The sequence below is a fragment of the Streptomyces sp. NPDC025618 genome (assembly GCF_055558795.1).
Genome location: NZ_JBVHLW010000084.1, coordinates 1 through 7,758 on the forward strand (window position 1 = coordinate 1; position 7,758 = coordinate 7,758).

Sequence of the window (7,758 nt, forward strand, 5' to 3'; positions counted from 1 at the left end):
CATCAGGCACGAGATCAGCAGACACCCAACAGAGCCTGCCGAAACAACACCCAACCGCCAAGCCCCTACACCGAACTCATTCTGAAACCATCAGTTAGGGCGGGGGCGGGGGACAGCGTGTGGCTGTTCCGCCGGCGGTGCTGCAGCGCCTTCGGCCCCGTCGGTGAGAGCGTGCTGACACGCTGCTCGGAGTACGGGCAGCCCATGGGATGACCCGAGCAGGCTGAGGAAGTCCGGCACTGCCCAGTCGATCAGCGCACCCTGGCGTGAGAGGTACAGCCCTACCGTGTCGATGGCGTAGTCGTCGCTGTAGTCGAGGAGAAGGTAGCCGGCGAGTTGGTAGACCTCGGCGCGTCCCAGGCGCTGAGGGCGGATCGTTGCCTTGCAGTCGATGAGTGCACCGCCGAGGATGAAGTCGGCGTCCGCTCCGCCCACGTGGGCGGAGCCGCCGAAAACCGGCCCGCAGATGCGCTTGTGCGCAGGAAGAGCCCGGAAGCCGGTGAAGGGCCCGGGGCCACCAGCGAGGGCCATCTGCCGGCGGATGTCGTCGACGACGTAGCCCGGAACCGCATCTGCGAGGTCATCCAGGGTCGCTCCAGGCGCACAGAAGCCGAGGCTGTTGCCGTGGATCCAGCCGCCGCAGCGGTAGATGGCTTCGAAGCTGGAGGCGAGATGGCACAGGCGGATCAACCGGTCCTCGGCCTTTGCCTCGAGAGCCAGCGGCTGCCCGGCGCTGGCTTCGTGCCGGCGCAGTTCTGCCAGCAGTTCCGTGCCGGCTGCCTGCACGGTGGCGATGACCTCGGGAGCGGGCCACCCCTGGTCATCAATGACGGCCCGCAGGACACCTTCACTGATCGGCTGTCCCGTGGGAGCGCCCAGAGTGATGCGGAGCCGGTGGTCGATGGTGTGGCCGAGCATCGGATAGTCCGGCCGTTTCCCCGGTCCGGCATCAGGGGCTACGGGGGCGCTGCAGGGAGCCAGACGCCGGCGTAAGTCAGCCAGGACAGCGCCGGGCCGGGGGAGGTGTTCAGCGAGGAACCGGGACATCGCAGAGGCGGGGTCCTTGAGGGACGAGGTGAGACTCATGCACGCATCGTCGCGGACCGGACTGACACCACCTCACCGCAGAATCGTTTTCCTCCTCGACGTGACAGCAAGAACAAGCCGCACCTGCTGTACGGAAGCCCGACAGCGGCCTCCCCGGACAGCAGGTTCAGCAGCTACTGCACGACTTTGCAACCGGATCCAGCCAACTCCGGTCTCCCGCCTGGAAGTCGCAGGGCCCCCGAGGACATTGGCAACAGGCATGCATCGATGGGAGCAAATGCACTGACTGCAGGGGCAGTGCAGGTGGGGCGGCCGAAGCTGGTGGAAGGCCAGCCGCGCGACGAAGAAGACGACGGCCACCTGGTGAAGGGAACGCCAGGCCACGCGCGAAGAAGCGGAGGGGGCTGATCTGGTGCTACTCGTCAAGGTAGTCAGCGAGGTAGATGGTGTATCGGGCGAGGTTTTGCATGTGGACGAAGGCGGAGTACAGGCCCCTTCCGGGGCCGGTGTCGAGTTCGGTGCAGGTGCGTTCGGCGAGTGCTGTCCAGCGGTACCACGGGGTGGTTCCGGGTTCGAGCTGTCCGGAGTGTTCCCGCGCCTCGGTGAGCATCTCTTCCACGTGCCCGCGCAGTGCGAGGGTGAGTTCGCGGATCTCATCGGCACGCGGGAGGGCCTGGATGCGTTCGGTCAGGGCGCGGCGGGCGGTGGCGCGGATGGTCACCAGATCGAGTGGCATGTGGTCGCCGGTCATCAGTGTCGTGAGCTGGGTGAGATCGATGGTCTGCGTGGGTTCGGACTGGGTCATGGGCGGACCGTATTCGCGGTATACCGGTAGCAGGGCACGCACAGTGCGTGCATTGTTCTCCGAACTTCCGGAGCAGCTATGGACGTTCAGGGCATTGGCCGCCGTATCAGGTGGTGGCGTGAGCGCCGTCGTATGACGCAGGCGGATTTCGGGGCGCTCATGGGGCAGTCCAGGCGCTGGGTGCAGGATCTGGAGGGCGGCAAGCGGCAGTCGGATCCGCGGCTGTCGGTGCTGGAGCGTGCCGCCCGGGTGCTGGAGGTCCCGATCGAGCGGCTGCTGTCCGACACCGTGCCCGGGGGCAGTCTGGCCGAGTGCGCGGGTCCGTGCGAGATCGAGGCGATCCGTGCCGCTCTTCAGCGCCATGACGTCATCACCGGCACCTGTGACGGGAGCGCCGCCGGCCCGCAGCCGGTCGAGCTGCTGCGCCGCAGCTTGGCGTACAGCCGCAGCGCGTTCCAGGGCGGGCACTTCGCGAGTCTGGGCCGTCTGGTGCCCGAGTTGCTGATCGACGCCAACCATGCGGCCGCGCGGCACCGGGGCGACGACCAGCTTGCCGCGTTCCGGGTGCTCTCCCTCGTACTGGAACTCGCGGAAGCCGCCGCCATCAAGTACGGAGACAGCGACCTCGCCTGCCTTGCCGCCCACCGTGCGGTCGCGGCCGCCGAACGGTCCGGCGACGTGGTCATCATGGCGTCCGCCGCGCGGCATCTCGCGGACGCCATGACCCACCACGGCCAGGCACGGGCCGCCGCCTCCTTCGCCGGCGCCGCGGCCGCACGCCTCGAAAGCGAACTGCTGGCCCGTGGTCCGGACGGGCTGAGCGTGCTTGGCATGCTCTATCTGAAGGCGGCCATGGCGCAGGCCGCGGCCGCCGGGCAGGACGAACCGTGCGCAGCCTCGGCGGAGGCCGCGGTGCCCGGCCTCCTCGACCAGGCCGACGAGCACGCCACCCGGCTCGGCGTTGATGACAACCGGCTGTGGACCGCGTTCGGGCCGACGAATGTGAGCCTGTACCGTGTCGCCTCACACGTCCAGCTCTCCCAAGGGGCCGACGCCGTCGCCGTCGCTCAGAACATTCCCGCACCCGCCCGCGCAGCGCTTCCCCGGGAGCGCCGCGCCCACCACCTCACCGACCTTGCCCGTGCCTACACCCAGGCCGGTCGACGCGAGGAAGCCGTCACCGTGCTGCTGGAAGCTGAGCACGAGGCGGCCGAAGAAGTGCACTGCCGCCCGCGCACCCGCCAACTCGTCGAGGATCTGCGCCTCCTCGGAACCGGCAGCGCAGAGGGACGGTTGCGGGCGCTCGCCGACCGCTGTGGACTGCCCGGATGACCACGACCCGCACCCTGTACCTGATCGCCTGTGCCGCCCCGCCCGTCAGCCGCCTCGCGGTCGGCATCTACGCCGCGCAGACCGCCGGCTGGGATGTCTGCACCATCCTGACCCCCTCCGCCCACCGGTGGGCCGCCGAGGACACCGAAGGCGAACTCGACCGGCTCCGCGAACTCACCGGCCACCCTGTCCGCCACCAGTACAAACTTCCGTCCGAGACCGACGTGCTGCCCGCCCCGGACGCGCTTCTGGTCGCCCCGCTGACGTCCAACACCCTCAACAAATGGGCCGCCGGCATCAGCGACACCCTCGCCCTCGGCCTCATCACCGAAGGCATCGGCCTGAGCCTGCCCATCGTCGCGCTGCCCCACTGGAACGACGCCCAGGGCCGCCACCCAGCCGTCGACCGCAACGTCGAAATCCTGCGGCAGGCAGGTGTCACCGTGCTGCTCGGCGACGGCGGATTCATCCCCCACAAACCGCGCCAGGGAAACCTTGACGTGTACCCGTGGAAGGCCGCCGTCAACGCGCTCCCGTAATCCTGCGCTGGCCCGAACAGCCACGCCATGAAATGACAACGCATGCCCTGATCCCGCACCTATGCCGCAAAAGAGGCAGCAGAGGTGCGGGATTCCCGTTGTAGTAAGGGGCATATCGATGAGCACTGAAGAGTTGCTGCGGCTGACGGTCGCAGCGCTTATGAGCCGTACGGGCGAGCAGCAACAGGGTCTCGCCGCCGTGCTCGAAATGGACAAGACGCAGCTGAGCCGTGGGCAGTCCGGCAATGCGCGCTGGACGGCTGCGACGCCCTGGCCGCCGGTGACAATCAGTTGTGCCCCGGGCAAGGACCCTCACGCCAGCTTCCGGCATAGGCAACTGGTACTGGGAATACTGCGCACTCCCGGCCCGCTGCTGCCCATCGGCGCTCACATCAACGCGGGCTTCGGTGCGTACAGGCGCATAGGCCCGGAGTATCGTCGTTGCCTCGTCCGGCGGCTCGCCCGGTTCGGTGGCGTGCCGTGATGCGAAGAAGGGCCCGTCACCGATGCACTCGGCTGTGTCCCCTTCGACGAGCCGCTGCTGGATCGCCGCGCCGCGCTGTGGCTAGGTCTCCTACACCCGGTCAGGCCGGTGCACTGCTCTGGAAGGATGTCAGGTGACCGCTGGTCTCACCGTCTGGCAGCGAGGGAGCTCTGCAACCCGGAAGCCGTAAGATTTGCCTGACTGCGCCCGTAAGAGTAACGGTCATTGTGCGCCCATCGGGGCCTCCCGCACCTATACTCTTACGCCTCTTACGTGTTTTCTGTTGTGGGAGAGGATCCAGACATGGCCGATGACACGCCAGGCACCACCGCCGAGGGACCGGCGCGACGGTGGGGTATCGACGAGGCACGTAAGGCCCTGTACGACCTGGTGGAGGCCGCCGCTGCCGGCCGGTCTGCACTGATCGGCCGCGGTACCAAGCGTGCCGTACTCTCACCACTGAGCCACCTCGACGCAGCCTGGCAAGCCCAACTGCCCGCTCTGCCGGTCACGTCGGTCACCACCGCGCGCAAGAAACTGGGCGACCTGCTGACTGCCGCAGCAGCCGGCACTCCGCAGTTGCTCCTACACCACCGCACGCCTGCCGCGGTCCTGCTCCCCGTAACCCCCACCGGCGACCCGGCAGCCGCATCCATCGCCCAGTCTGCCGATGCAGCCATGACCGTGCGCCGTCTGACGGCCCTGGATGACGTTTTGGACGAGGTCCTGACACCTGGCGCAGCCGGACCGGGCGGGCAGACGGTCTCCTTCGGGCTGCCTGCTCTTGACCAGGCACTGGGCGGAGGCCTCAGACCGGGCACGCTGACACTGGTCGCTGCCGCCCCGGGCGCTGGCGGGAGCCTGCTCGCCGCCGCTGCCGCCCGCCATACCGCCCTCGCACGGCAGCTCCCGGTGCTCTACGCGGCGTCAGGACTGACCCGGGCGGACGTAGCAGCACGGATCATCGCCGCGGAGGCTCCCGTGGACTATCGCCGCCTGCGCGCTGGTACCCCGACCGCCGTCGAGGAACAGGCCGCCGCCGAAATGAGAGCCCGCCTCGCTGGCACTCCTCTCCACATCGACGACGGCACTGGTCTGTCCGCTGACGTCATCGCACAGACAGCCCCGGATGTCGGCGGTTTGGCTCTGGTGGTCGTCGACCGCCTGCAATATGCCCACGATGCTGCGGTTCCTCTCTCCGGCCCTGCACTCCCCGCCGCCGCACGGGTTCTTGCCCGCCTGGCCAGGACCCGGCACGTCCCGGTCCTGGCCGCGCTCGATACCGACCTCCCCGACGTGGTGGCCGCACTGGACCCAGACATCACTCTCACTCTGAGCCGCACCGGGGAGGACGCCCGCATCGACATCGCTGAACGAGACTTCGGCCCCCAGGCCACCACTCGGCTGCGTGCCGAACTGCCTTACGCCCGCTTCACCGAACGCCTTGTCAGCCCTGTCCAGGCTCCCACTCCACCAGTGTCCCAACAGCATCAGCCTGCCGCGGAAGCCACCGAAGCGCAGAACCCTGTGTCCGGTAAAGGTCCGGCACCGCAGCAGCGGCGTGGCCTTGGCTCTGCGAAGGCGGGCCTGTCCGATTTCGTCGCCGACCGGGTGGCCCGTGCCCTGGAGAAGAACGGCGGTGATGTCGACGAGACTCTGAAGGCGCTGGCAGGCGACGGCGGTTCCGCGATTTCTGACGTGATGGAGCTGTTCGAGGCGACACGGGTAGAGGCGAACTATCAGCACACGACCTACCCGAAGTTGCCTGACGTGCTGATCCGTAAGCGGCGCGACAACGCAGACGAGGTGTGGGAAGCCCGCCCGAAATTCATCAACACTGCAGTGCCCGACGGTACAGAGGTGACCGAACTCGACGTTAACGCTGCCTATCTTGCCGCGCTCCAGTCCGCACATCTTCCTGTCCGTACGATCGTCCATAACCCGGAAGGATGGGAGGACCTGGCCAACTACGGGAAAGGCCCGGACTTTTCGGGGATCTGCAGGATCGATCCGGTCGACTGGGAACAACCTGGGCTTCCTCACCCCCTCGGGGATGACCGGGAGACACCCGGCACACTATGGGTACCGACATCGGTGCTGCTGAGCCTGAAAGACTTCGCCTCGTCGTCGTACGGAGAACTGTGCGCACCGCCGGTGATCAGAGAGGCTTACGTTGCAAAGGGCAGCACATCCCTCTTCAAGACGCTCGTCTATGTGCTCAATGAGGCCCGCATGCACGCCATCTCCGAAGGAGATGACCTCACGAAGACGTACATTGCCACAATGTACGCCAAGTTGGTTTCCACCATGGGCGACAGCCGTAAGAATCATGAACTGAGGCGACCCGAATGGCAGCACATCATCCGGGGACAAGCATTCTCCAATCTGCGGCGCAAGGCAATCCGAGCACAGCAAGCAGGCCTGACGGTTGTCCAGGCCGGTGGCACGGATGAACTCCACCTCGCCGGTGATGTATGGGAAGCCCGCTGGAATGGCAAGCCGTTGTTCACGGAGGGACGCGCACTGAATCAGATCAAGGTCAAGAAGACTTCACGAAAGGGTGAGAGATGACACGCAGCCGGCCACGGCAGCCACACACCGGTGGACCACTGGGCAGCTGGGGGCGTGGTCCCGATAGCGGTGGCACTACATTCGGCGAACAACTCAACTCCGAAACCCTCGACTTGATGGAAAGCGGAGACGTCACACCACCCTCGGAAATCTCACCCGGTGTTCGGACCCAACTGGCGTACCTCAATAGCCGTAAGGGCGGACGCGAGGCCATGGACCACGTCGGAATTCCTCGGCGTACTCGTCGTGGGTGGAAATCCCGCACCCCAAGCTCCGCCAGCCGACAACGCATCAATCAAGCCTACTGGCAACTCCGTGCCACCAACTGGAAGAGGACTGGACGCACCCCCCCATCTGCCGTCCGCGAAGCCATCGCACCTCAACTCAAGGAACGCGCCTACGGCAGGCGGATGAGCATCACACCCGTCGACTGGCGAGATGTTCACAAGCAGGCTCAGGGTGCACAAAAAGAAGCCAGCGAACGCGAAATCCGCCCCAGCCAACGCAGTTGGGACAACCTGATCGACGCGTGGTCATCGAGCGAAGAAACAGCCCTCGATACAGCCTGGATAGACTATGCCAGCGAAATTGACTCACCACCAGAGCTGTACTACGAAGTCGCACATATTGGATTCGTTTTCTAGAAATAGAAAATACTGATGAAGGTCAATAAGCAACTCCACTGGCCTCGATAATCTGATGACAAGTCGATAAATCCGAGTTCTCGCGGTGCCCAGATTGGAGCCGCCCGGATTTCTTTGGCTGGCCGAAGCGCGCGCAGCGCGCTTTTGTCTGTAGTGCCGCGCAGCGGCATTACAGACAAGGCGGGCCGCAGGCCCCGCAACCTCCACAAGCCGCGCAGCGGCTGCGCTCCGCGGCTGCGAAGCTGACCGGCGCGCGATCGGCAGCGCCCACGTCTGAACTACCGTCATATTCTTAGTGGTCCGGGTTCGGCGCCCTTGCGCTGAGGATCGGTACGT

General features: G+C 66.3%; 7 protein-coding genes. 5 read left to right on the forward strand and 2 right to left on the reverse strand.

Translation table 11 applies throughout. The annotated features are described in order from the left end of the window. Positions 1-90: 90 nt before the first annotated feature. Both ACZ4A5_RS31370 and ACZ4A5_RS31375 read right to left on the reverse strand, forming a co-directional pair. Positions 91-918, reverse strand: coding sequence for a hypothetical protein (locus ACZ4A5_RS31370; protein WP_467591716.1), 828 nt, complete (start codon positions 916-918; stop codon positions 91-93). 544 nt (positions 919-1,462) lie between these two features. Further along, positions 1,463-1,852 carry a DUF6415 family natural product biosynthesis protein gene (locus ACZ4A5_RS31375; protein WP_467591719.1) on the reverse strand — a complete coding sequence of 130 codons (390 nt, stop codon included), beginning with the start codon at positions 1,850-1,852 and terminating at the stop codon, positions 1,463-1,465. Between the two features lie 78 nt (positions 1,853-1,930). Between ACZ4A5_RS31375 and ACZ4A5_RS31380 the strand changes: the two genes are divergently transcribed. The 5 genes from ACZ4A5_RS31380 to ACZ4A5_RS31400 all read left to right on the forward strand — a co-directional run bounded on the left by ACZ4A5_RS31380 (position 1,931) and on the right by ACZ4A5_RS31400 (position 7,422). Beyond that, the gene (locus ACZ4A5_RS31380; protein ID WP_467591722.1) at positions 1,931-3,184 is read left to right on the forward strand and encodes a helix-turn-helix transcriptional regulator; all 1,254 of its coding nucleotides are present in this window, start codon (positions 1,931-1,933) and stop codon (positions 3,182-3,184) included. After that, a complete protein-coding gene (locus ACZ4A5_RS31385) occupies positions 3,181-3,723 on the forward strand; it encodes a flavoprotein (RefSeq protein ID WP_467591725.1) in 543 nt (180 codons plus the stop codon). The genes ACZ4A5_RS31380 and ACZ4A5_RS31385 overlap by 4 nt, the downstream gene beginning before the upstream one ends. 118 nt (positions 3,724-3,841) lie before the next feature. Continuing rightward, entirely contained in the window at positions 3,842-4,207 is a 366-nt protein-coding gene (locus ACZ4A5_RS31390) for a hypothetical protein (protein WP_467591728.1), read from the forward strand. 303 nt (positions 4,208-4,510) lie between these two features. Beyond that, a complete protein-coding gene (locus tag ACZ4A5_RS31395; protein ID WP_467591731.1) occupies positions 4,511-6,778 on the forward strand; it encodes a DnaB-like helicase C-terminal domain-containing protein in 2,268 nt (755 codons plus the stop codon). A 410-nt stretch (positions 6,779-7,188) separates the two neighbouring features. Continuing rightward, positions 7,189-7,422, forward strand: coding sequence for a hypothetical protein (locus ACZ4A5_RS31400; protein ID WP_467591734.1), 234 nt, complete (start codon positions 7,189-7,191; stop codon positions 7,420-7,422). Positions 7,423-7,758 lie beyond the last annotated feature (336 nt).